This window comes from Sphingomonas longa, from assembly GCF_016892685.1.
In the GTDB taxonomy this organism is placed as follows: Bacteria; Pseudomonadota; Alphaproteobacteria; order Sphingomonadales; family Sphingomonadaceae; genus Sphingomonas; species Sphingomonas longa.
The window spans coordinates 351,637-374,174 of record NZ_JAFEMC010000002.1; the positions used below are offsets into that span (position 1 = coordinate 351,637).

A 22,538-nucleotide genomic window follows, 5' to 3' on the forward strand; every position below is an offset into this window, starting at 1 on the left:
GCCGCGATCCTAAGCCGGTGCAGCGACCGGGTTCAAGCGATGTCACCCAAAGCGGTTCGGTTACCGGCGGTTAACCGCTGGTGGGCAGGCCGAGAGGCGGAGACACGCCATGCATACGATTACCGTCAACCCCGATCACGGCATGGTCGAGGTCACCGTCGAAGGGTTCTGGACGAGCGACCATCTCCGCGTGTTCGCAGGGGAGTTGCTGGCGGCGTTGCAGGCGGCAACGGCTGGCGGGCGATCCTCGATCGTGCTGTGCGATTACACGCGCGCGGCGATCCAGTCGCAGGAGGTGGTCGCCGCGTTGCAGGCGTTCATGGCGAACCCGCCGATCCGCTCGCGCAAGGTCGCGTTGTTCACCAAGGGCATGCTGGCGCGGCAACAGGCGCGGCGACTGGCGGCGACGCGGGACGAGATCCGCGTCTTCGACGATCGTGCTGCGGCATTGGCGTGGCTGGAGGCCGGAGCACCTAGCTCAACCGATCGATCTGTTCGCTGGTCAGCGAACCCGGCACGATCATCACCGGCACGCTGAGCGCACCCGCATCGGCACCGGTAAAGTGCGTGACGAGCGCGCCGGGAGCGCCGGTCGCCGCGGCGCCCAGCACCAGGGCGGCGATATCGGGATTGGCCGCGATCATTTCGCGAATGACCTTCGGACCCTCGCCACCGCGAACGGTGATCGCTGGCTTCAGGCCGGATTCCTCGACCAGCGCGCCCGCGGCCTGTTCGACGAGACCCTCTGCGTGGTGCAGAGCCTCTTCCTCGATCGTCGCCTGCACGCCGCCGAACGCGATGAATTCCTGCGGTGGCAGCAATGTCAGGATTTCGACCCCGCCGCCGGTCTTCACGGCGCGGCGTGCGGCGAAGCGCAGGGCGATCGCCGCTTCGGGCGTATCGTCGATCACGACCAGATAGATACGCATCGTGAACTCCCGTCCGTCGCCCCTCTTATGCGGTACGGTGTGGCGCGCCGGGGGGCGGAGCGCAAGCCGCCGGCCTTGACCCGGCGGCGTTGGGGCGCGAGAGACGATGACGTTACGGAGAGCCCGAGGACCTGCATGTCGATCGAGATCAAAATGCCCGCCCTGTCGCCGACGATGGAGGAGGGCACGCTGGCCAAGTGGCTCGTCAAGGAAGGCGATACCGTCAAGTCCGGCGACATCATGGCCGAAATCGAAACCGACAAGGCGACGATGGAGTTCGAGGCGGTGGACGAGGGCGTGATCGCCAAGATCGTCATCGCCGAAGGCACCGACAATGTGAAGGTCGGTGCGGTGATCGCCGTGCTGGCGGAGGAAGGCGAGGACGCTTCCTCCGTGTCCGCACCGACGAAGAGCGAGACGCCGCAGCCCACGGACACGCAGTTCAAGGGCGCGCCGAACCCCGAAGACCCGAACAAGACCGGTAGCGAGGCCAAGCCTGCCGATCGCACGATCACGCAGGCCGAGGATCACGGCCGTCCTGCCGATGCGGGCACGGCGAAGACCGGCGCCGCGTCGTCGGGAGCGCCTGTGTCGTCGGCAGAGGGTGGCCGGACCAAGGCGAGCCCGCTCGCGCGCCGGATCGCGGCCGAGAAGGGTATCGACCTCGCCGGTCTCAGCGGGTCCGGACCGAACGGTCGCGTGGTGAAGGCCGACGTCGAGGGGGCGAAGCCCGGTGCGACAGCACCTGCGCCCGCTGCTGCGGCTGCGCCGGTGGCCGAGGCCGCCGCACCTGCGCCCGCGCCGAAGCCCGCCGCCGTGCCGGACATCCCGCACGAGGCGACCAAGCTGTCGAACATGCGCAAGACGATCGCGCGCCGCCTGACCGAATCGAAGCAGACGGTGCCGCATATCTACCTGACGGTGGATATCCGCCTCGACGCGCTGTTGAAGCTGCGCGGCGAGCTGAACGCGTCGCTGGCGTCGCGGGGCGTCAAGCTGTCGGTCAACGACATGCTGGTAAAGGCGCTGGGCGTCGCGCTGATCGCGGTGCCGAAGTGCAACGTGATGTTCACGCCGGACCAGCTCATCAGCTTCTCGCGCGCCGATATCTCGGTAGCGGTGTCGACGCCGTCGGGCCTCATCACGCCGATCGTGAAGGATGCCGCGGGCAAGACGCTGTCGGCGATCTCCAACGAGGTGAAGGACCTGGCCGGTCGCGCCAAGGAGAACAAGCTGAAGCCGGAGGAATTCCAGGGCGGCACCGCGTCGATCAGCAACATGGGCATGTTCGGGATCAAGCAGTTCGAGGCGGTCATCAACCCGCCGCAGGGCATGATCATGGCGATCGGCGCGGGCGAGCAGCGTCCGTACGTGATCGACGGCGAACTCGGCATCGCGACGGTGATGTCGGCGACCGGCAGCTTCGACCACCGCGCAATCGATGGCGCGGATGGTGCGGCGCTGATGAAGGCATTCAAGGAATTGATCGAAACGCCGCTGGGCATGCTGGCCTGACCCGATGCGCGTGGCGGTGGAGCTGTTGCACCTTGCGATCGGCCTCGTCACCGTCGTGGCGCTGACCGGGCTGGCCGCCTGGGCCTATCCGTTGGGCCGGGAGGAGATCTGGTGGTGCGGCGGCGGCGCGACGCTGGCGCTGCTGATCGACAGCATCCGCCCGCTGCGCCGCGCCCGCCGCGCCGACGTGGGCCGACAGGGAGCGGCGCGGTGACGATATTGCCGGACCAGACGCCGACCATCCGCGTCGCCGCGATGCCGGGCGATGCGAATCCGTACGGTGACATCTTCGGCGGCTGGCTGATGGGCCAGATGGACTTGGCCGCAGGGTCGGTGGCGTCGCGCCATTCCGGCGGACGCGCGGTGACGATCGCGGTCGACGCGATGAAGTTCCACGCGCCGGTGTTGGTCGGCGACGAGGTGTCGGTCTACGCCACGCTGGTCGCGGTCGGGAACACGTCGATGACGATCGAGGTCGAAGCCTGGCGCCGCGCCCGTCACGTCGAGGAGGCGTGCAAGGTCACGCAGGCGCGTTTCGTGTTCGTCGCAACCGACGAGGAACGTCGACCGCGCAAGGTGCCGGGCTTGGCCTAGAGCCGCCGGCACCGCACATTATGTTTTGCTATTCCCCAGGAGCTATCCGTGGCTGAAACCTACGACCTCATCATTCTCGGCTCGGGGCCGGGCGGCTATGTCGCGGCGATCCGGGCGTCGCAGCTCGGGCTGAAGACCGCGATCGTGGAGCGCGAGCGGCTGGGCGGTATCTGCCTGAACTGGGGCTGCATCCCGACCAAGGCGCTGCTGCGAACGTCGGAAATCTACCACTACATGCAGCACGCCGATTCCTACGGTCTCAGCGCGAGCAACGTCGGGTTCGATCTGGGCAAGATCGTCGATCGTTCGCGCAAGGTCGCAGGCCAGCTGAATGCGGGCGTCAAGGGCCTGATGAAGAAGAACAAGGTCGCGGTGCACGAGGGCTTCGGCACGCTGACCGCGCCGGGCAAGCTGTCGGTGAAGCAGGGCGACAAGACCGTCGAGCTGGAGGCGAAGAACATCATCGTCGCCACCGGTGCGCGCGCCCGCGACCTGCCGTTTGCCAAGGCGGACGGCAAGCGCGTCTGGACGTACCGCCACGCGATGGTGCCGACCGAGATGCCAACCAAGCTGCTGGTCATCGGATCGGGCGCGATCGGCGTGGAGTTCGCCAGCTTCTACAACGACATGGGCGCGGACGTGACGATCGTGGAGATGCTGCCCCGCATCCTGCCGGTCGAGGACGAGGAGGTGTCCGCCTTCATGGACAAGGCGCTGACCAAGCAGGGGATCAAGATCCTGACGGGTGCCGGCGTCGAGAAGATCGAGCCGGGTGCGGCGAACGTGAAGGCGTCGATCAAGGGGAAGGACGGCAAGGTCGAGACGACCGAGTTCAGCCATGTCATCGTCGCGATCGGCATCGTGCCGAACACGGAGAATATCGGGCTGGAGGCGCTGGGCGTCGAAACCGACCGGGGGCACATCAAGACCGACGGTTATGGCCAGACCAACGTGCCGGGCATCTGGGCGATCGGCGACGTGACCGGCGCACCGTGGCTGGCCCACAAGGCGAGCCACGAGGGCGTGATCGCGGCGGAGAAGATCGCCGGCGGATCGCCGCACCAGATGGACAAGGGCAACATCCCCGGCTGCACCTATTCGCGTCCGCAGGTCGCCAGCGTCGGCATGACCGAGGCGAAGGCGAAGGAGGCCGGGTACGAGCTGAAGGTCGGCAAATTCCCCTTCATCGGCAACGGCAAGGCGATCGCGCTGGGCGAGGCGGAAGGCTTCGTAAAGACGGTGTTCGACGCCAAGACGGGTGAGCTGCTCGGCGCGCACATGGTCGGCGCGGAAGTGACCGAGCTGATCCAGGGCTATGTCGTCGCCCGTCAGCTGGAGACGACCGAGGCCGAACTGATGGAGACGGTGTTCGCGCATCCGACGCTGAGCGAGATGATGCACGAGAGCGTGCTGGGCGCGTACGGCCGGGCGATCCATATCTGAGTCGGCTGCTCCACTCCCCTTGGGGAGGGAGACGTTTTCGAGCGACCCTTTCCCACCCATTCCTCCCCTTGCAGGCGCGGAATGGGTGGGAACGCGGCGTTATACCGGCGAGTTAACAGGCGGAGATCACAGGAGATCACCGTCATGCCCGCACCGATCCGCTACGACCCGTCCGTCGAAACCTTGAAGCCGGACGAGGCGGAGACGATCGGGCAGCTCAACGAATCGTTCCGCCACATTCTGGACACCACGTCGAAAGACTATGGCCACGCCGTCCGCGCGGTGCACGCCAAGGCGCATGGGATCGCGAAGGGCGTGTTCCGCGTCCACTCCGGCTTGCCGCCCGAACTGGCGCAGGGACTGTTCGCGACGCCGGGCGAGCATGAGGCGATCCTGCGTATCTCCACCAATCCGGGCGACCTGCTGGACGATTCGATCGGCCTGCCGCGTGGGCTGGCGCTGAAGGTCCTGAACGTCGAGGGGGAACGGTTGCCGGGGTCGGAGGGTGACACGACGCAGGACTTCATCATGGTCAATGGACCGGTGTTCAGCGCGCCCGACGCGGCCGCCTTCGCGAAGAACCTGAAGCTGCTGGCCACGACGACCGACAAGGCGGAGGGCGGCAAAAAACTGTTGTCCGGTATCCTGCGGGCGATCGAAGCGCCGCTGGAGGCGATCGGATTACCATCGGCGACGTTGCAGCAACTGGGCGGTGCGCCGAACGTGCATCCGCTGGGCGAGACATATTGGTCGCAGACGCCGTTCCGTTACGGCGACCATATCGCCAAGTTCCAGATCGTGCCGGTCAGTCCCGCGCTGACGCAGCTGACGGGTGACACGGTGTCGACGCACGACCGGCCCGACGCGCTGCGCGAGGTGGTGAACGAGGTGCTGGTGTCGCAGGGCGGCACGTGGGAGTTCCGCGTGCAGCTCAACACCGATCTCGCGGCGATGCCGGTCGAGGACCCGACGCAGGAGTGGGACGCGAAGGCGAGCCCGTTCGTCACCGTCGCCACGCTGGAGGTGCCGCCGCAGCATAGCTGGGAGCATGGCGGATCGGACGCGGTCGACGATGCGCTGTCGTACAGCATCTGGCACGGGATCGCGGCGCACCGGCCGCTCGGCAACGTCAATCGCGCGCGCAGGGACACCTACGCCTTCTCCGCCGATTATCGCGGACGCTTCAACGGATGTCCGATCCACCAGCCGCGCGAACTGGCCGACCTGCCTTGACGCGGGCGGCCTTGACGCAGGCCTTGGCGCCGGGGAAATGCCGGGGATGATCAGGCTCTTTCACGTCAGCGATGTCCATTTCGGCAAGGAGGACAAGGCGGCCGTCGCCTGGTTCACCGAACTGGTCGCAACCGAGAAGCCGGACGCGGTCATCATGACCGGCGACCTGACGATGCGGGCGCGCACGAAGGAGTTCGTGGAGGGTGGCGCGTGGCTGAAAGGGCTGGCCGCGCCGGTGACGCTGGAAGTCGGCAACCACGACATCCCCTATTACTGGGACCCGGTCCGGCGCTTCATCGCGCCCTATACGCGCTACGCCGCGGTCGAGCGGATGATCGAGAAGCCGCTGGAATTGCACGGCGTGACGATCGTGCCGCTGAAGACGACGGCGCGCGCGCAGTGGCGGTGGAACTGGTCGAAGGGCCGCGTCAGCCAAAGCTCGCTGCGCCGCGCGCTCGCGCTGATCGAGGACGCGCCGAAGGAGAATCTGATCTTCATCGCCGCGCATCATCCGCTGATCGAGGGCCCGACGAAGGGCACGGCGAAGACGGCGCGCGGCGAGGAGGCGTTGAGCGAACTGGCGGCGGCGGGCGCGCATGCGGTGCTGACGGGCCACGTCCACGATCCGTTCGACATCCCCGTCGAACGCGCGGGGCGCGTCATTCGCATGATCGGCGCGGGCACGCTGTCGGTGCGGACGCGCAACAGCCCGCCGGGCTTTAACGAGATTCGGATCGACGGCACGCAGTTCGAAACGCTGGCACGGACGCATGGGCCGGAGCCGGTTCACCGTGTCGGCAATCCGGGCCGAGCACCCGAAACCGGCCGATGATTTGTGATTCCACGACAGCATGACTCCCCCAATCGGGGGCTGACCTTCGTGATGAAACGCTTCGTCGGATAAGGTTCCCGGCGATATTCCAAAAATAAACCTTTGCCCGTAGCCGAGACTCACACCGATTGAGACCGGGGGGTCTGACGACCATGATCAAGAGTTTTGCAGCGCGTTTTGCGCTGGTGTTTTCGTGCGGCCTGATGATGGCCGCTCCGGCTGCTGCACAATTCTGGCAATGCGCGCCCTATGCTCGCGAAATCTCGGGCATCGATATTCACGGTAACGCCAACACCTGGTGGAACCAGGCGGACGGCAAGTACGAGCGTGGCCATGTGCCGCAGCCGGGCGCTGTGCTCGCCTTCGACTCCACGCGTCGTATGCGCGTCGGCCATGTCGCGATGGTGTCGCGCGTGGTCAGCGAGCGCGAGGTGCTGCTGACCCACGCCAACTGGTCGCGGCGCGGTGCCGTCGAGACGAACGTGCGCGCGGTCGACGTGTCAGCGGCAGGCGACTGGAGCCAGGTACGCGTGTGGTACGGTCCGCAGGGCGGGCTGGGCACGTCGAGCTATCCGGTGAAGGGCTTCATCTATTCGGGTCACGCGCCGAAGATGGATGCCGAGCCGGCGGTCGAATACGCCCACGGTGCCGATCGTGAGACACGGGTGCTGGCGTTCGTCGGAAAAATGGACTGAGGTCTCGAAGTAAGCGCATCCCATCAAGGGAATCGTTGCGAAATCATTTTCTGCCTATCAGCGAGCCACCACCCGGCGAAGGCCGGGGACCAGTTAGGCTCCGTTCTCAGTAGCTACAGCGGACATCCCAACTGGACCCCGGCCTTCGCCGGGGTGGCAGAAGAGAGAGCTTCGTAACGATCCCCTGAAGGAACGGGGAGGAAGTCAGCTAAACCTGGCTCTCTCGAGTCAAATGCGGCTTAGGCTGCCCGGAACGTCATCGCGACGCCGTTCATGCAGTAGCGCTTGCCGGTCGGTTTCGGTCCGTCGTCGAAGACATGGCCCAGATGCCCGCCGCAGCGCGAACAATGCACCTCCGTCCGCTGCATCATCATCGATCCATCCACGCGCGTGCCCACCGCTTTCGGCACCGGTGCCCAAAAGCTGGGCCAGCCGGTGCCGCTGTCGAACTTCGTCTTCGACGCGAACAGCGGTTGCGCGCAGCCTTTGCAGCCGAAGGTGCCGGCGCGGTGCTCGTCGTTCAGCGGGCTGGTAAACGGTACTTCGGTCCCCTCCTTGCGGAGCACGCGGTACGCGGCGGGGCCGAGCTTCGCCTGCCACTGCGCATCGGTCATCGTCACCGGATAGCGCTCGGCCGCCTGCGCCTGCTGCTTGCAGCCGAACAGCGCGAAAGCAGCGGTGCAGAGGCCGGCAAGGCCGAGGAAGGTGCGACGATCGGAGGGGGTTTGCATCACCCCGATATAGGGGCGGCCCGTGAACGCCGCCAGAACGGGGTGCTGCCCGACTGCAGCACGCCGCGCCGGAACAGCCGTGCCCCCGTCCAGATGAACAGCGCGACCCACAGCAACTGCCAGACCAGTGCCAGCGCATGCGGCCACAGCGTCGCCGAATTGGCCGCACGGCCCGCCATCGCGAAGGGCGATGATAGCGGGAAGACTTCCGCGAACCGCGCCACCCAGCTTTCCGGATGCCGCGCCGCCGCCGAGGCGAGCGCGAACATCCCGACCTGGACGATCGTGATCGGCAGCGACAGCATCTGGATCTCGCGCTGCGAAGACGCCTGCGCGCCAATGCCGAGGAACACCGAGCCGAGCAGCAGATAGGCAAGCGAAAAATAGGCCGCGAACAGCAGCGCGAAGGTTGGCGCGCCGATCGCCGGGGCGAGATCGCCGATCGCCTGCGCGGCGGTCGGCGGCAGCCACTGGCCGAGCGACAGCAGCACGGCGCCCCAGAAGCCGACGAAGAGCACCGCGACGCCGAACATGCCGACCAGCTTGCCCGCGAACACCGCCTCCAGCGGAACGGCGGCGGCCAGCACCTCGATCACCTTGGTGTTGCGCTCCTCCGCCATTGTGCCGACGACCTGCCCCGCCAGGAACAGCGTCAGGAAGAAGATGCCGAACACGGCGATGAAACCCGACTGGTGCTGGCCGCCGATCGAGGCGCGGGCGCGGATAGCCTCGTGGCGGGTGGCGACGATGCGGGGGGCGTCGGCGGACAAGGTCGCCTGCGCCAGCGCCTCCAGATACGGGGCGGTGTAGCGGTCGATGGCGGGGACGAGCAGTTGCGGTCGCGTCAGGTCGCCATAGAGGACGCCACCGACGTCGAAGCGCATGTCGTCGATCGCCGCACGTGCCTGCTTCGCCGGATCGGCGGAGGGTGCGACGATGCTGAGTGTGGACGGCCGGAAGTCGCGGGGGAACATCGCGCGCAGGCGCTTGTCCTGCGCGATCATCGCCGGGGCGACCTGCGCCGGGACGATCGCGACGATTCGCGCCTTGTCGGCGACGCCGTCGCCCATGCTTGCCGCGCCGATGCCGCCGATGGCGCTGATCGAGCCGATCAGGACGGGGGCGAACAGGAACAGCAGGAAGACGGGCGTGTAGACGGTAGCGACGAAATCGCGGCGGGCGATCGTCATCGCCTGACGAATGGCATGGCGGAAATTGTTCATGCCGCCTTCTCCGCGTGCTGGCCGACGATCCTGACGAAGGCGTCGTGCAGGCCGGGCCGCTCGATCGTCAGCCCGGCGATGCCGTAGCCCGCATCGATGAGCGGCACGAGCAGCGGTTCGATGCCGCCATCGGGGAGCTGGAACCGCCATGCGCCACCGTCTGCCACCGCGTCGGCGGGCAGCAATTGCGCGATCGCCGGGGCGGGGTGATGGGGTACGTAGCGGACGCGGCTGGGCAGGGTGGCGCGGGCGTCGTCGACGGTGCCCTCGAACCGGCGTCGTCCACCCGCGATGATCGCCAGCCGGTCGCACAGGCGTTCGGCATGCGCCATGATGTGGGTGGAGAACAGGATCGTCGCGCCGCGGTCGCGCTCCGCGAGGATCAGCGCCTCCAGCTTCTCCTGATTGACCGGGTCGAGGCCGGAGAACGGCTCGTCGAGGACGATCAGGTCGGGCCGGTGGACGACGGAGCCGAGCAATTGCACGAGCTGCGCCATGCCCTTGGACAGCTTGCGAATCTTCTCGTCCGCGGCATGGCCCAGGCCCGCCTCCTCCAGCATCGTCACGGCGCGGCGGCGCCCCTCCGCCCAGTCGAGGCCACGGAGCGCGCCCATGAACGCGATCGCTTCCTTGGCCTTCATTGCGGGATACAGTCCGCGTTCTTCGGGCAGATAGCCGACGCGGTCGCTCGCCTCGCGCGGGTTGATATGGCCGAGTAGCGTGCGATGGCCCTCGTCCGGCTCGATGATGCCCAGCAGCATGCGCAGCGTCGTGGTCTTGCCCGCACCGTTCGGGCCGAGTACGCCGTAGATCGAGCCCGCCGGCACCGACAGGTCGACGCCGTCGACCACGCGACGTTGCTCGTACCGCTTCACCAGATGCTCGGCGGTGACCGCCCGTTCGTCCGCCATGCTTCCTCCCGCCGGGGCGGTCGTGGTAGCGGGGAGGGGTGACGCAAGACAAGCTGGAAGACCGGATCAAGGCGAAAGCGGCCGAACTCGGCTTCGCGGCGTGCGGTATCGCGCGCGCCGATGCCGCGCCGCGCGCCGGCGAACGGCTGCGCGAGTGGCTGGAACAGGGCCGGCACGGGGACATGATCTGGATGGAGGAGCGCGCGCACCACCGCGTCTCGCCCGCCGGTCTGTGGCCCGAGGTGCGCAGCGTCGTGTCGCTGGGCATGAGCTATGCGCCGGGCCGCGATCCGCTGGCGCTGGCCGACGCGGGGGAGCGGGGGCGCGTGTCGGTCTATGCGCAGGGCGGCGATTACCACGACGTCGTCAAGAAGGCGCTGAAGGCGCTTGGACGGTGGCTGGCGCAAGAGGCGGCCAGTTTGGGAGAAGGATGCGATCTCAAGGTGTTCGTCGACACCGCGCCGGTCATGGAGAAACCGCTGGCGGAGGCGGCGGGGATCGGGTGGCAGGGCAAGCACACGAATCTGGTCAGCCGCGAGCATGGTAGCTGGCTGTTTCTCGGTGCGATCTATACGACGCTGGACCTGACGCCCGACGTGGCGGGGCGCGACCGCTGCGGATCGTGCGACGCGTGCCAGCGGGCGTGCCCCACCGACGCGTTTCCTGGGCCGTATCAACTGGATGCACGGCGCTGCATCTCGTATTTGACGATCGAGCATTCGGGACCGATCCCGGAGGAGTTCCGGGCGGGGATCGGCAACCGCATCTATGGCTGCGACGATTGTCTGGCGGTGTGCCCATGGAACAAGTTCGCCGATGCGGCGGCGGCGAACATGGCCTTTATCGGGCGCGCGGAACTCGCCGCGCCGGAACTGGCCGACCTGCTGGCACTGGACGATGCCGGGTTCAGGCAGGTGTTTTCGGGATCGCCGATCAAGCGCATCGGCCGCGATCGGATGGTCCGCAATGCGGCGATCGCGGCGGGAAATAGTGGGGCGGCGGGCCTACGACCTGCGTTGGTGCCGCTGTTGGAGGATGCCTCACCCGTGGTGCGCGAGGCGGCGGGGTGGGCGTTGGGACGGCTGGCGGATAGCTGAGCCCCGTCGCTGGAATACCGTATCGCGAGCGTAGCTTCGCCACGCTCGCAATGACGGGGGCCTTACTGCCCGGTGCGGATACGCTCCATCACGCGCTTGTGGAGCCAGATGTTCATCTCCGCCGAACCGTCCTTTTCACCTTCGTAGCCCAGCTCGGTCGCGAGCGTCTTCCGGTTGTCGAGGCTGGGGTCCATGCCGATCAGCTTCATCAGGTCGACAATCGACGATTTGTAGTTGAGGTCGGGATCGCCCTTCGCGTGGTAGATCTTCTCGAGCGCCGCGTCGGCGTCGATCGTCTTCGGTGCGGCTGGAGCGGGAGCCGGAGCCGGCGCGGGTGCGGCAGCCGCGGGCGCTGGTGCCGCGGCAGGGGTCGGCGTCGGCGCGGGCTTCGCCTCGGCGGCGGCGGGGTGGCCGAAGATCGCGTCCTTGATCGAACCGAAGATACTCATGGCGACGTGATCCTTTTCGTTGAACTCCAGCGCCTAACGTCGGGGTGCGCGGATCGGGTCCGGGTCAGCCGCCGATCGTGCACGCGAGGATCGCCAGATCGTGTGCGGTGCCGGACTGGTCGCGGACGTGCGCCGCCAGCAGCGCCTCCTGATGGAACCCGACGCTCTCCAGCAGGGTGCGCGATCCGGCCTGATCGACCGTCATCGATGCGGTCAGCTTGGACAGGCCGTGGGCGGCGGCGGCGGCGGCGAAGACCGCCTCCACCAGATCGCGGCCGAGCCCGTGGCCGCGGCGGTCGGCCATGACGAGCAGGCGGACCTCGCCGACATGCGCGCTCCACCCGTGCGGATCGCGGAGCAGCGCGGCGCTGCCGACGATGATGCCGTCCTCCGCTTCGGCGAGGAAGCTGTCGATCCAGCCAGCCTCGATCGCCTCCAGCCACGCCTCGATCACGCGTGGCTGACGCAGGTCGCGGCCGAGGAACAGCAGGTCGTGCTCGGGCAGGCTGTTCGCGAACGCGAGCATCGCGTCGCGATCGGCGGGGCGGAAGCGGCGAATGACATGGTTCATGCCCCGACCCTCCCCCCGCCGGCGAGTGACGTCAAGGCGTTGCGGGGGTGGTGGTCCCTGACGGCGGCGCGAGCAGGCGCGGACCGTCGGCGGTCGCCTCCAGCGTCGAGTCGCCGCCGAGCACGCGGTAGAGCGTGACGCGGTTCGATGCGGCGGTCAGCTGCGTCGCGACGAACTGGCGTTGCGCGGTGTAGAAGGACCGCTGCGCATCCAACGTGTTGAGGAACGGCGAAATGCCGCCCCGATACGAAGCCTCGGTCAGGCGCAGCGTGTCGGCGGCGGCGGCGGCGAAGCGGCGATTGGCGCTCAACTGCTGGTCGATCGTACCCTGCCGCGCGAGCGCGTCAGCGGTTTCGCGGAACGCGCTCTGGATCGCGCGTTCGTAGGTGGCGAGCGCCGCATCGCGCTGTGCCTGGCTGAAGACGACGCCGGCTCGGCCGGCTCCCGCGCGGAAGATCGGGTAGCCGACGTTCGGCGCGACCGAATAGGTGAAGCTGTCGCCCTTGAAGAGCGACGACAGCGCGTTGGATGCGAAGCCGACCAGTCCGGTGAGCGAGATGTTCGGGAACAGCGCCGCGCGCGCTGCGCCGATTTCCGCATTGGTCGCGCGCAATTCGTATTCCGCCTGCACCACGTCGGGGCGGCGAAGCAGGATCTGGGAGTCCAGCCCGGCCGGCAGCGCGGCCACGGTGGCGGATGCCTCGTCCAGCGTCGTCGGTAGCAGTGCCGGATCGACCGGGGCGCCGACCAGCAATTGCAGCGCATTGGCGTCCTGCGCCACCGCCGTCCGCTGAAGCGCGAGATCACTTTCGGCGGTGGCGAGGATCTGTTCCGCCTGCGCCACGTCGGTACGCGGGGCGATGCCGCCGCGCAGACGTGCGCGGGTAAGCACCACGGAGCGCTGCGCCGATGTCGCGGTGTCCTGCGCGATCCGGAGCAGGCTCTGGTCCGCGGCATAGGTCAGCCACGCATCGGCGATGTCGCCGACCAGCGTCAGGCGGGTGGCGCGGGCGGCGGCTTCGGTCGCGAAATAACGGTCGAGCGCGGCGCGGGTCAGGCTGCGTACCCGGCCGAACAGATCAACCTCAAATGCCGTGATGCCCAGCCCGACCGAAAACGCACTGCCGCCACCCGAGCTGGTGATGATCGTGCCGGTGCCACCGGTCCCCGTGCCCCCCGTACCGGTGCCGCCGGTGCCGCCGGTTCCGGTCCCGCCCGTACCACCGTTCCCGCCGGTGCCGCCGGTGCTGCCCCCGGCCGTCGTGGTCGCGCCGCGACCGCCGCCGGAATAGGTGTAGCGACCGGTCGCGTCGATCTGCGGGAACAGGTCGGCGCGCTGCACGCGGTATTGCGACCGTGCCGCCTGGATGTTGGCGGCGGCAATGCGCAGGTCGCGGTTGTTGAGCAGCGCCTGCTCGATCAGCGTCTGGAGCCGGCGATCGGTGAATACTGCGGGAAAGCTGACCGACGGCAGCGCCGCCTCGGTCTGGCGCAGATACGCGTCTCCGACCGGCCAGGATTGCGGCGTTGGCAGTTCGGGGCGGATATATTTCGGCGCGAGGCTGCAACCGGACAGAACCGTCGCAGCGAGCGCCATGGAGAGGATCGGCTTACGCATCATGCGGGCTCCGGCCGGTGCGGCCCCTGGACTTCGGGCGGGCCATAGGGTTCGCCGTCATCGTCGTCGCCATCCCTGCCGTGACCATCCCTACCGTGCCCGTCATCACCCTGAAAGCCGGTCGGGCGACCGCGCAATTTGGCGATGCCGTCACGCACGCCGCGGCGCACGAGGACGAAGAACAGCGGAATGTAGAAGATCGCGAGGAAGGTCGCCGACAGCATGCCGCCGATCACCGCCGTACCGATCGCGATGCGGCTGTTCGCGCCCGCGCCGGTGGAGATGGCGAGCGGCAGCACGCCGAAGATGAACGCGAACGACGTCATCAGGATCGGGCGGAGTCGGATCTTCGCCGCCTGCAACGCGGCGTCGATGACGCGTGCGCCCTTGCGCTCCGCCTGTTCCGCGAACTCGATCATCAGGATCGCATTCTTCGCGGCGAGGCCCATCGTCGTCAGCAGGCCGATCTGCAAGTACACGTCGTTGGTCAGCCCACGCAGCGTGACGAACGCGATCGCGCCGATCAGGCCGAGTGGAATGATCAGCAGCACCGCGAACGGGATCGACCAGCTTTCGTACAGCGCCGCGAGGCACAGGAACACGACGAGGATCGACAGGCCGTACAGGATCGGCGCCTGACCGGAGGACACGTCCTCCTGAAACGACAGGCCCGCCAGCGCGACGGAGGTGCCGGGAATCTGCCCGGCGAGGCGGCGCATCGTCTCCAGCGCCTGACCCGAACTTTGCCCCGGTGCCGCCGAACCCTGGAATTCGAAACTCTGGATGCCGTTGAAGCGCGACAGCGACACCGGCGCCTTTTCCCATGTCGTCGTCGCGAAGGACGAGAAGGGGGCCATCTGGCCGTTCGCACCGCGCACGAACCACTGGTTGATGTCTTCGGGCTTGGACCGGAACGGCGCGTCGCCCTGCACGAAGACGCGCTTCACGCGGCCACGGTCGAGGAAGTCGTTGACGTACTGACCGCCCCACGCGGTCGACAGCGTAGAGTTCACCGTCGTCTGCGTCAGGCCCAGCGTCGACAGCTTCTGCGGATCGACGTTGACCTTCACGTTCGGCACGTCGGGCAGTTCCGTCAGGCGCACGCCGGCCAGCGTCGGCTCGCCGGAAGCGGCGGCGAGCAGCTTGTCGCGCGCTTCCTCGAACTTGGCGAGGCTCATCCCGCTGGTGTTCTGAAGCTCGATCGTGAAGCCGTTCGACTGGCCGAGGCCGCGGACGGCGGGCGGGACCAGCGCATAGACCTGCGCATCGCGGAGGCCGGCGAACGCGGCGGACGCGCGCTGCGTGATCGCGTCGGCGGAATTGTCCTTGCCCTCCCGCAGCGACCAGTCCTTCAGCGCCACGAAGCCGAGACCGGTATTCTGGCCGCCGGGCGCGCCGCCGCCGCCGATGCCGCTGACCGAGAAGGCGGTCGCGACGTTCGACCCCTCGTTCTTGACGAAGTAGTTCTCGACTTCCTTCTGGACCTCGAACGTGCGGTTCTGGGTCGATCCGGGGGGCAGCTGGAACTGGACGATCGCGATGCCCTGATCCTCGGTCGGCAGGAAGCCGGTGGGCATGCGCATGAACAGCACCGCGAGCAGCACGACGACACCGGCATACATACCGAGCCACAGCCACTTCGCCGCGATGATCTTCTTGATCGCATCGACGTAGCGGTCCGACGTGCGGTCGAACCAGTTGTTGAAATTGTCGCGGGCGCGGGCGAAGAAATGCGCGACCTTCGGGTATTTACGGCCCAGCCAGCCACCCTCGATCGGGTCGCCATTCTCGTCCTTGGCATGCTTCTGCTTCAGCAGCGTCGTGGTCAGCGCGGGCGACAGCACCAGCGCGACGACGACCGACAGGACCATCGCCGACACGATCGTCAGAGAGAACTGGCGATAGATGACGCCGGTCGATCCGCCGAAGAACGCCATCGGCAGGAACACCGCCGACAGGACGAGCGCGATCGCGACCAGCGCGACGGTGATCTCGTCCATCGACTGGATCGTCGCCTCGCGCGGCGACATCTCCGGGTTTTCCTCGAGCAGGCGCTCGACATTCTCGACGACGACGATCGCGTCGTCGACCAGCAGGCCGATCGCGAGCACCAGACCGAACAGCGTCAGCGTGTTGATCGAGAACCCGGCAAGGTAGAACACGCCGAACGTGCCGAGCAGCACGACGGGCACCGCGATCGTCGGGATCAGCGTCGCACGCCAGCTTTGCAGGAATACGAACATCACGATGACGACAAGGATCACCGCCTCGATCAGGGTCTTCACGACCTCCTCGATCGACAGCTTGATGAACTCGGTGGAGTCGTTGACGAAGGTATATTCGTAACCCGGCGGGAAGTTCTTCGCCGCGGCCTCGACCTGCGCCTTGACCAGCTCGGCGGTCTTCAGCGCGTCGGCACCAGGGGCGAGCAGCACGGCGATACCCGCGCCAGGATGCTGGTTGATGCGGCTGCGGGCGGCGTAATTCTCAGCACCCAGCTCGACCCAGCCGACGTCCGACACGCGCACGGCCGCGCCGTTGGTCGTCGTCTTCAGGATGATGTTGCGGAACTGCTCGGGCGTCTGGAGGCGGCTCTGCGCGGTGACGACGGCGTTCAGATACTGCTTGTCCGACGACGGCTGCCCGCCGATCTCGCCCGCCGCGACTTCGGTGTTCTGCGCCTGCACGGCGGCGACCACGTCGGCGGGGATGAGCTGGAAGCTGTTGAGCTTGTTCGGGTCGAGCCAGATCCGCATCGCATATTGCGAACCGAACACGTTGGTGTCGCCGACGCCGGCGGTGCGGCCCAACGGGTCCTGCAAGGTCGAGGTCAGGTAATCCGACACGTCCCGGTTGGTCGACCGGTCCGTGGAATCGTACACGGCGGCGATCAGCAGGAAGTCCGGGTTCGACTTGCGGACGATCAGGCCCTGCTGCTGCACCTGTTGCGGCAGGCGGGCGAGCGCCTGCTGAACCTGGTTCTGGACCTGAACCTGCGCGATGTCGGGATCGACGCTCTTGTCGAACGTACAGGTGATCGTCACCTGACCGCGGCTGGACGAGGACGACTGGAAGTACAGCAGCCCGTCGATGCCCGTCAGCGTCTGCTCGACCACCTGCGTGACGGCGTTCTGCAACGTCTGCGCATTCGCGCCCGGATAGGTGGCGCGGATCGACACCTGCGGCGGCGCGACGTCGGGATATTGCGCGATCGGCAGCCCGAGGATCGCGCCGGCCCCGCCGAGCATGATGATGATCGCGATCACCCACGCGAAGATCGGGCGATCGATGAAGATGCGACTGATCATGAGGGGCTCAGCCGCCCTTCTTCTGCGCCGCGTCGCCACCGCCGGAACCGCCGCCGCCCTCGCCGTCCTTCGGTGGAGCCTGCACGCGCTGCGGCGTGTTGGCCGGCACCGGCTGGACCTGCTGGCCGGGGCGCAGCTTCGACAGGCCCTGAACGATGATCTTGTCGCCCGGGTTCAGCCCCTCGGTCACGACCCAGAACTCGCCCTGCGTCCGCTCCGCCGTGACCTTCTTCTCGGTGGCCTTGTTGCCGGGGCCGACGATGATGACGGTGGCGTTGCCCTGCGGATTGCGGCTGACGCCCTGTTGCGGGACGAGGAACGCGCGGCGGTTGATCGCCTGCGAGAAGCTGGCGCGGACGAACATGCCCGGCAACAGAATGCCCTGCGGGTTCGGGAAGCGCGCGCGCAGCGTCGTGGTGCCCGTGGTGGGATCGACCAGCGCTTCGGAAAACTCGATCGTGCCCGTCTGGCCGTAATCGCCGCCGTCGGGCAGCTTCAGCCGCACCTGCGCGGTCGTCGGCGTCACCCCACCCGAGGCAAGGCTGCGGCGCAACGACAGCAGCGCGTCGGCGGACTGCTGGATGTCCACGAACATCGGGTCGAGACGCTGGATCTGCGCCAGCGGATCGGTCTGGGTCGCCGAGACCAGCGCACCGACGGTGAACAGCGACCGGCCGATGCGCCCGGTGATCGGCGCGGGGACGGTGGTGAAGCGCAAGTTGATCTGCGCCGTCTCCAGCGCAGCGCGGGTCTGGCCGACCGCGGCGGTCGCTTGCCGCGACTGAGCGACGGCGTTGGTGTAATCCTGCTTCGAGATCGCCTCGATCTCCGCCAGCGGACGGTAGCGCTCGGCGAGGATGCGGGTCGCTTCCTGGTTGGCGCGGGCGCTGGCGAGATTGGCGCGCGCTTCGTTGGCGGCGGCGCGGTACAGGCGCGGGTCGATCTCGTAGAGGGGCTGGCCGCGGGTGACGAGCGCGCCCTCCGTGAAGAAGCGGCGGCGGATGATGCCGGTCACCTGCGGCCGGACGTCGGAGCTTTCGAACGCGGTCGTACGGCCGGCGAGTTCCGTGACCAGAGCGACGTCGGTTGGCTGGACGACCACGAACCCGACTTGCGGCGTCCCCTTGCCCGGTTGCTGACCACCCTTGCCGGCACCCTTTTCGGCCGAGTCACCCCCACCGCAGGCGCCAAGCGCCAAAGCGAGGCCGATCGCGATGCCCGCGGCCGCTGGCCGCTTTGTCTGTAATTTCAAGTTGAGCGTGTCCGTCTGGTACACCGGAGCCCCGGAACCGTCCCACAATGTCCCAGATTGGAAATGGTTGCAGCCCAGAAAATGGGCGTGCGATCGATTTTATTGTGCGACTGCTAAGGTCCGAAACGGACTTTCACGGGTTAAGCGTTCATGCACCACGACTCCGCCGACATCGATACGGACAAGCGACTGGCCGCGGAGGCGGCGGTGCAGGAAGTCGCGTCCGGAATGCTCGTTGGGCTGGGGACGGGGTCCACCGCCGCGCATGCGATCCGGGCGATCGGCCGGCTGGGGCTGGACATCGACGCCGTCGCGACGTCGAACGCCAGTGCCGATCTGGCGCGATCGGTCGGCATCCGGGTGCGGGATTTCGCAGACGTGGCCCGCGTCGACCTGACGATCGACGGGGCGGACGAGATCGATGCCGACTTTCGCGCCATCAAGGGTGCCGGTGGTGCCATGCTGCGTGAAAAGGTCGTGGCCTGCGCCAGTCGGCGGATGATCGTGATCGCCGACGCCAGCAAGCGGGTCGCGACGATCGGCGCGGCGAAGCTGCCGGTCGAGGTGCTGCCGTTCGCCGCCGCATACGTCGCCGACCGGATCACCGGGCTGGTGCGATCCGCGACGTGGCGCGGTGAGTATCTGACCGACAACGGCAACCGCGTGCTCGACTGCGTCGCCGGTGCATATCACGACTGGGAGGCGCTGGCCGATGCGATTGCCTGTATTCCCGGGGTCGTCGGCCATGGCCTGTTCCTGAAACAGGTCGATGCCGCATACATCGCCGATCGGGGTGTCGTTACGAGAACGGAACGGGCGGGGCTGGAACGGGCTGCCGCTTCTCGCTAGGGGAGCGGCCAGTCGCAACCCGACCGGCGGCTGCGCGTTCCGCCCTTCGACCAGAGCGAGGTTCCATTCATGTCCGATACCCAGACCGCCACTCCCGCGGCCGTTTCCCTGCACGAGGACGGCAGCCCGGAGCGGCTGGCGATCGATACCATCCGCACCCTGTCGATGGATGCGGTGCAGAAGGCCAATTCGGGCCATCCCGGCACGCCGATGGCGCTGGCCCCGGTGGGCTGGACGATCTGGAACCGTTTCCTGCGTTATGACCCCGCGCATCCGGACTGGCCGAACCGCGACCGCTTCGTGCTGTCGGTCGGCCACGCGTCGATGCTGCTGTATTCGATCCTGCATCTGGCCGGTGTCGAGGAGATCGATGCCGAGGGTAACAAAACTGGCCAGGAGGCGGTCAGCCTCGACGATATTCGCCAGTTCCGGCAGCTGTCGTCGAAGACGCCGGGCCATCCGGAATACCGACACACCACCGGCGTCGAGACGACGACCGGCCCGCTGGGGCAGGGCTGCGGCAACTCGGTGGGCATGGCGATCGCCGAGCGCTGGCTGGCGGCACGCTACAATCGCAACGGGTTCAAGCTGTTCGACCACGATGTCTACACCGTCTGCGGCGACGGCGACATGATGGAGGGCGTGTCCGCCGAGGCGGCGAGCCTTGCGGGTCACCTCAAGCTGTCGAACCTATGCTGGGTCTATGACAGCAACCACATCTCGATCGAGGGTGCCACCGACCTAGCGTTCGACGAGGATGTCGGCCTGCGCATGCAGGCTTACGGATGGAACGTCATCCATGTCGACGACGCCAACGACATCGAAGCGTTGACCAAGGCGTTCGAGACGTTCCGCGCCACCGACGACAAGCCGACCTTCATTGTCGTTCACTCGGTGATCGGCTGGGGCAGCCCCAAGGCCGGCAGCGAGAAGGCGCATGGCGAGCCGCTGGGCGAGGACAATATCCGCGCGACCAAAAAGGCGTATGGCTGGCCCGAGGACGAGCAGTTCCGCGTGCCGGACGGCGTTATCGACAGCTTCCGCGGCGCGGTGTCGGGCCGCGGCCAGCCACTGCGCGATGCGTGGGTGAAGCTGACCGACGAATATCGTTCGTCCTACCCGGAGCAGGCGGCGGAACTCGACCTGCTGCTGAAGGACAAGTTGCCCGACGACTGGGATGCCGACATCCCCGTCTTCCCGGCGGATGCGAAGGGCGTAGCCAGCCGCGACTCGGGTGGCAAGGTGCTGAACGCCATCGTCGGCAAGACGCCGTGGCTGCTCGGCGGATCGGCGGACCTCGCGCCATCGACCAAGACCGACATCAAGGGCGCCCCGTCGTTCGAGGCGAACAACTACGGCGGCACCAACTTCCACTTCGGCGTGCGCGAGCATGGCATGGGCTCGGTCGTGAACGGGATGGCGCTGTCGCACCTGCGCTCCTACGGCTCCACCTTCCTCGTCTTCGCGGATTACATGCGCGCGCCGATCCGCCTGTCGGCGATCATGGAGCTCGGCGCGATCTGGGTCTTCACGCACGACTCGATCGGCGTCGGCGAGGACGGCCCGACGCACCAGCCGATCGAGCATCTGGCGACGCTGCGCGCGATCCCGGGCCTCGACACGATCCGGCCGGGTGATGCGAACGAAACGGCGTGGGCATGGCGCGCGGCGCTGGAGAAGGCGGATCGTCCGACCGCGCTGATCCTGTCGCGTCAGGCGCTGCCGACGCTCGACCGTGACAAGTATGCCAGTGCCGAGGGCGTGATGAAGGGCGGCTACGTGCTGGCCGACAGCGAGAATCCGCAGGTGATCCTGATCGCCACCGGCAGCGAGCTGTCGCTGGTCGTCGAGGCGCACGAGCGGCTGAAGGCGGAGGGCGTCGCCAGCCGCGTCGTGTCGATGCCGAGCTGGTACCGGTACGAGTTGCAGGATCAGGCTTATCGCGACTCCGTGCTGCCGCGCGACGTGCCGGCGCGGGTCGCGGTGGAGATGGCGGGATCGATGGGTTGGGATCGCTATGTCGGGTTCGACGGCGCGACGATCACCATGTCGACGTTCGGCGCATCCGCCCCGATCGCCAAGTTGCAGGACAAATACGGCTTCACGGTCGACAATATCGTCAAGGTCGCGCGTGACGTGATGGAGAAGCGCAATGGGTAAGCTGAGTGACCTGTCCGCCGCCGGCACCGCCGTCTGGCTGGATTTCGTCGACCGCAAGTTCCTGGAGGAAGGCGGGCTGGAGAAGCTGGTCGAGGCCGACGGCCTGACCGGTGTCACCTCCAACCCGTCGATCTTCGAAAAGGCGATGGGCCACGGCGACGCCTATGACGGCACGCTTGCGGCGTTCGACAAGGGGAATGCCGGCGCGGCGACGATCGATCGCTACGAGCATCTCGCGATCCAGGACATCAAGGCGGCGGCGGAAACGCTGAAGCCTGTCTACGATCGGCTCGATTCCAAGGACGGCTATGTCAGCCTGGAAGTGTCGCCGTACATCGCCGACGACACCGACGCGACGATCGCCGAGGCGCGCAAGCTGTGGGACGCGGTCGATCGCCAGAATCTGATGATCAAGATCCCGGGTACGCCCGCCGGTGCGCCCGCCATCGCCGCGACGATCGCGGCGGGGATCAACGTCAACGTGACGCTGCTGTTCTCGCAAGGTGATTACCAGCGCGTCGCGGAAGCCTATGCGATGGGGCTGGAGGAGCGCGTGCGCCAGAACCAGCCGATCGATCGCATCGCCTCGGTCGCCAGCTTCTTCGTCAGCCGCATCGACAGCAAGATCGACGCGAAGATCGACGAGCGCGTGAAGGACGGCGATGCGGATAGCGAGGCGCTGAAGGCGTTGCGTGGCAAGGTCGCCATCGCCAACGCCAAGCTGGCCTATGCCTGGTATCAGGACTTCATCGCGTCCGACCGTTGGCAGGCGCTCGCCGCCAAGGGTGCGCAGCCGCAGCGGCTGTTGTGGGCATCGACCGGCGTCAAGGACCCGGCCTATCCGGATACGCTGTACGTCGACGAGCTGATCGGGCCGGAGACGGTCAACACGATGCCGCCGAAGACGATGGACGCATTCCGCGAGCGCGGCACCGTCGCGCAGACGCTGACGACCGACGTCGACGCTGCCCGCCACGTGCTGGCGGAGGCCGATCGGCTCGGGCTGGACCTGAACGGCGTCACCGGCGGATTGGTCGAGGAGGGTGTCGCCTCCTTCGCCAAGGCGTTCGACGACCTGCTCGGCGCGATCGCGCAGAAGCAGCCCGCCGAGGCGTGATAACGCTTTTC

At 67.4% G+C, this 22,538-nt stretch carries 21 protein-coding genes; 12 read left to right on the plus strand and 9 right to left on the minus strand.

What is annotated here, in order from left to right:
• Nucleotides 1-109: 109 nt before the first annotated feature.
• Nucleotides 110-538 (plus strand): exodeoxyribonuclease VII small subunit, encoded by a 429-nt coding sequence (locus ILT43_RS07740; protein WP_204197553.1) that lies wholly within the window; start codon nucleotides 110-112, stop codon nucleotides 536-538.
• On the opposite strand, the gene ILT43_RS07745 is transcribed toward ILT43_RS07740, so the two are convergent.
• Nucleotides 474-929 (minus strand): universal stress protein, encoded by a 456-nt coding sequence (locus tag ILT43_RS07745; protein ID WP_204197587.1) that lies wholly within the window; start codon nucleotides 927-929, stop codon nucleotides 474-476. The two genes, ILT43_RS07740 and ILT43_RS07745, sit on opposite strands and share 65 nt — an antisense overlap.
• Before the next feature lie 135 nt (nucleotides 930-1,064).
• Here ILT43_RS07745 and ILT43_RS07750 point away from each other — a divergent pair, with 135 nt between their 5' ends.
• The 7 genes from ILT43_RS07750 (at nucleotide 1,065) to ILT43_RS07780 (ending at nucleotide 7,241) form a co-directional block, all read left to right on the plus strand.
• Nucleotides 1,065-2,444, plus strand: coding sequence for a pyruvate dehydrogenase complex dihydrolipoamide acetyltransferase (locus tag ILT43_RS07750; protein ID WP_204197589.1), 1,380 nt, complete (start codon nucleotides 1,065-1,067; stop codon nucleotides 2,442-2,444).
• A 16-nt stretch (nucleotides 2,445-2,460) separates the two neighbouring features.
• Entirely contained in the window at nucleotides 2,461-2,658 is a 198-nt protein-coding gene (locus tag ILT43_RS07755) for a hypothetical protein (protein ID WP_204197591.1), read from the plus strand.
• Nucleotides 2,659-2,699: 41 nt separating this feature from the next.
• A complete protein-coding gene (locus ILT43_RS07760) occupies nucleotides 2,700-3,038 on the plus strand; it encodes an acyl-CoA thioesterase (RefSeq protein WP_211534435.1) in 339 nt (112 codons plus the stop codon).
• Between the two features lie 48 nt (nucleotides 3,039-3,086).
• Complete coding sequence (gene lpdA, locus ILT43_RS07765; RefSeq protein ID WP_204197595.1) at nucleotides 3,087-4,481, plus strand: dihydrolipoyl dehydrogenase; 1,395 nt, start codon at nucleotides 3,087-3,089, stop codon at nucleotides 4,479-4,481.
• Between the two features lie 144 nt (nucleotides 4,482-4,625).
• Nucleotides 4,626-5,714 carry a catalase family protein gene (locus ILT43_RS07770; RefSeq protein ID WP_204197598.1) on the plus strand — a complete coding sequence of 363 codons (1,089 nt, stop codon included), beginning with the start codon at nucleotides 4,626-4,628 and terminating at the stop codon, nucleotides 5,712-5,714.
• A 46-nt stretch (nucleotides 5,715-5,760) separates the two neighbouring features.
• Nucleotides 5,761-6,546: a metallophosphoesterase family protein gene (locus ILT43_RS07775; protein WP_204197602.1), complete on the plus strand. Its 786-nt coding sequence runs from the start codon at nucleotides 5,761-5,763 to the stop codon at nucleotides 6,544-6,546.
• 152 nt (nucleotides 6,547-6,698) lie between these two features.
• Nucleotides 6,699-7,241 (plus strand): CHAP domain-containing protein, encoded by a 543-nt coding sequence (locus tag ILT43_RS07780; protein ID WP_204197605.1) that lies wholly within the window; start codon nucleotides 6,699-6,701, stop codon nucleotides 7,239-7,241.
• Between the two features lie 239 nt (nucleotides 7,242-7,480).
• Here the strand turns inward: ILT43_RS07780 and msrB are convergent, their stop codons facing one another.
• From msrB to ILT43_RS07795, 3 genes are read right to left on the minus strand one after another with little or no spacing between them, the layout of a single operon-like run.
• The gene (gene msrB / locus ILT43_RS07785; RefSeq protein WP_204197615.1) at nucleotides 7,481-7,972 is read right to left on the minus strand and encodes a peptide-methionine (R)-S-oxide reductase MsrB; all 492 of its coding nucleotides are present in this window, start codon (nucleotides 7,970-7,972) and stop codon (nucleotides 7,481-7,483) included.
• Nucleotides 7,972-9,195 (minus strand): ABC transporter permease, encoded by a 1,224-nt coding sequence (locus ILT43_RS07790; protein ID WP_204197623.1) that lies wholly within the window; start codon nucleotides 9,193-9,195, stop codon nucleotides 7,972-7,974. Before ILT43_RS07790 ends, msrB begins: the two co-directional genes overlap by 1 nt.
• The gene (locus ILT43_RS07795; RefSeq protein ID WP_204197641.1) at nucleotides 9,192-10,106 is read right to left on the minus strand and encodes an ABC transporter ATP-binding protein; all 915 of its coding nucleotides are present in this window, start codon (nucleotides 10,104-10,106) and stop codon (nucleotides 9,192-9,194) included. The genes ILT43_RS07790 and ILT43_RS07795 overlap by 4 nt, the downstream gene beginning before the upstream one ends.
• 53 nt (nucleotides 10,107-10,159) lie before the next feature.
• Between ILT43_RS07795 and queG the strand changes: the two genes are divergently transcribed.
• Nucleotides 10,160-11,203 (plus strand): tRNA epoxyqueuosine(34) reductase QueG, encoded by a 1,044-nt coding sequence (gene queG, locus ILT43_RS07800; RefSeq protein WP_239474370.1) that lies wholly within the window; start codon nucleotides 10,160-10,162, stop codon nucleotides 11,201-11,203.
• A 62-nt stretch (nucleotides 11,204-11,265) separates the two neighbouring features.
• Here queG and ILT43_RS07805 read toward each other — a convergent pair whose 3' ends face one another.
• From ILT43_RS07805 to ILT43_RS07825, 5 genes are all read right to left on the minus strand, one after another.
• Nucleotides 11,266-11,652, minus strand: a complete 387-nt coding sequence (locus tag ILT43_RS07805; RefSeq protein ID WP_204197661.1) for a DUF3597 domain-containing protein — start codon at nucleotides 11,650-11,652, stop codon at nucleotides 11,266-11,268.
• A 64-nt stretch (nucleotides 11,653-11,716) separates the two neighbouring features.
• Nucleotides 11,717-12,223 (minus strand): GNAT family N-acetyltransferase, encoded by a 507-nt coding sequence (locus ILT43_RS07810; protein ID WP_204197668.1) that lies wholly within the window; start codon nucleotides 12,221-12,223, stop codon nucleotides 11,717-11,719.
• A gap of 31 nt (nucleotides 12,224-12,254) precedes the next feature.
• Nucleotides 12,255-13,844, minus strand: coding sequence for an efflux transporter outer membrane subunit (locus ILT43_RS07815; RefSeq protein WP_204197671.1), 1,590 nt, complete (start codon nucleotides 13,842-13,844; stop codon nucleotides 12,255-12,257).
• On the minus strand, nucleotides 13,841-17,149 hold the full coding sequence (locus ILT43_RS07820) for a multidrug efflux RND transporter permease subunit (protein ID WP_239474223.1): 3,309 nt from the start codon (nucleotides 17,147-17,149) through the stop codon (nucleotides 13,841-13,843). Before ILT43_RS07820 ends, ILT43_RS07815 begins: the two co-directional genes overlap by 4 nt.
• Nucleotides 17,150-17,156: 7 nt before the next feature.
• Nucleotides 17,157-18,401 (minus strand): efflux RND transporter periplasmic adaptor subunit, encoded by a 1,245-nt coding sequence (locus tag ILT43_RS07825; RefSeq protein ID WP_204197683.1) that lies wholly within the window; start codon nucleotides 18,399-18,401, stop codon nucleotides 17,157-17,159.
• A gap of 150 nt (nucleotides 18,402-18,551) precedes the next feature.
• On the opposite strand from ILT43_RS07825, the gene rpiA reads away from it, so the two are divergent.
• The 3 genes from rpiA (at nucleotide 18,552) to tal (ending at nucleotide 22,527) form a co-directional block, all read left to right on the plus strand.
• Nucleotides 18,552-19,250 (plus strand): ribose-5-phosphate isomerase RpiA, encoded by a 699-nt coding sequence (rpiA, locus tag ILT43_RS07830; RefSeq protein ID WP_204197688.1) that lies wholly within the window; start codon nucleotides 18,552-18,554, stop codon nucleotides 19,248-19,250.
• Between the two features lie 69 nt (nucleotides 19,251-19,319).
• A complete protein-coding gene (gene tkt, locus ILT43_RS07835; RefSeq protein ID WP_204197694.1) occupies nucleotides 19,320-21,410 on the plus strand; it encodes a transketolase in 2,091 nt (696 codons plus the stop codon).
• Nucleotides 21,403-22,527, plus strand: coding sequence for a transaldolase (tal, locus tag ILT43_RS07840; protein WP_204197697.1), 1,125 nt, complete (start codon nucleotides 21,403-21,405; stop codon nucleotides 22,525-22,527). The genes tkt and tal overlap by 8 nt, the downstream gene beginning before the upstream one ends.
• Nucleotides 22,528-22,538 lie beyond the last annotated feature (11 nt).